This is a genomic window from Mesorhizobium sp. M2A.F.Ca.ET.037.01.1.1, assembly GCF_003998075.1.
In the GTDB taxonomy this organism is placed as follows: domain Bacteria; phylum Pseudomonadota; class Alphaproteobacteria; order Rhizobiales; family Rhizobiaceae; genus Mesorhizobium.
Genome location: NZ_RZSA01001523.1, coordinates 1 through 955 on the forward strand (window position 1 = coordinate 1; position 955 = coordinate 955).

At 65.9% G+C, this 955-nt stretch carries 2 protein-coding genes; both read left to right on the forward strand.

What is annotated here, in order from left to right; all coding sequences use genetic code 11:
• Window positions 1–3: 3 nt before the first annotated feature.
• Window positions 4–462 (forward strand): division/cell wall cluster transcriptional repressor MraZ, encoded by a 459-nt coding sequence (gene mraZ / locus EOA27_RS38070; RefSeq protein WP_126081987.1) that lies wholly within the window; start codon window positions 4–6, stop codon window positions 460–462.
• Window positions 459–955: 16S rRNA (cytosine(1402)-N(4))-methyltransferase (mraW, locus tag EOA27_RS38075; protein ID WP_127258921.1), on the forward strand; the 497-nt coding region annotated here is incomplete at its 3' end. The genes mraZ and mraW, both read left to right, overlap by 4 nt.

Sequence of the window (955 nt, forward strand, 5' to 3'; positions counted from 1 at the left end):
TCATTGGACCGATTTCTGTCAAACGCGGTAAACAGGATCGATGCGAAGGGGCGGGTCTCCGTTCCGGCGCATTTCCGTGCGGTGGTTCAGAAACGCGGCTATTCGGAGCTTTACGCGCTGCGCTGCCTGGACCTGGCGGCCATGGATGTCGGCGGACTCGACCTGCTCGACCGCTACGAGCAGCGGATCGCGCTGGAGGATCCCTTTCTGCAGACGGCGGACGATATGTCGTTCTTCTGCCATGGCGACGGGACGTTCCTGAAGCTCGATCAGGATGGCCGCATCACCATGAGCGACTTCATCCGCGAGCATACGGGCATCTCGAACGAGGTGGCCTTTGTCGGCCGCGGCAATTTCTTTCAGATCTGGGAGCCGGGACGGCTTTCCGCCTATGGGGCGCAGGCGCGCGCCAGGCTTTTGCAGCTTCGGCAGGGGACGAATCCCGGGGAGCGATCGGAATGATGGCTGGCCACGGCGATGATCCTCACGCCGTTGGCGGACCGGCCCGCCACATTCCGGTCCTCCTTGCCGAGGTGCTCGACGCGCTTGCACCGCAGGCCGGCGAGACGATCGTCGACGGGACATTCGGTGCCGGCGGCTACACCAGCGCCATCCTCGATCGCGGCGCCTCCGTCATTGCCATCGACCGCGACCCGGACGCAATCGCGGCGGGCAAGGCGCTGGAGCGGCAGGCCGGCGGCCGGCTGAGGCTTGTCCAGGCGCCGTTCTCGACGCTGGACGAACATGTCGAGGACGCCGACGGCGTGGTGCTCGACATCGGTGTTTCCTCCATGCAGCTCGACCAGGCGGAGCGCGGCTTTTCCTTTCGCGCCGATGGGCCGCTCGACATGCGGATGGCGCAGTCGGGGCTTTCCGCCGCCGACGTCGTCAACACCTTCAAGGCCGGCGATCTTGCCCGCATCTTCGGCTTTCTCGGCGAGGAGCGCCATGCAGG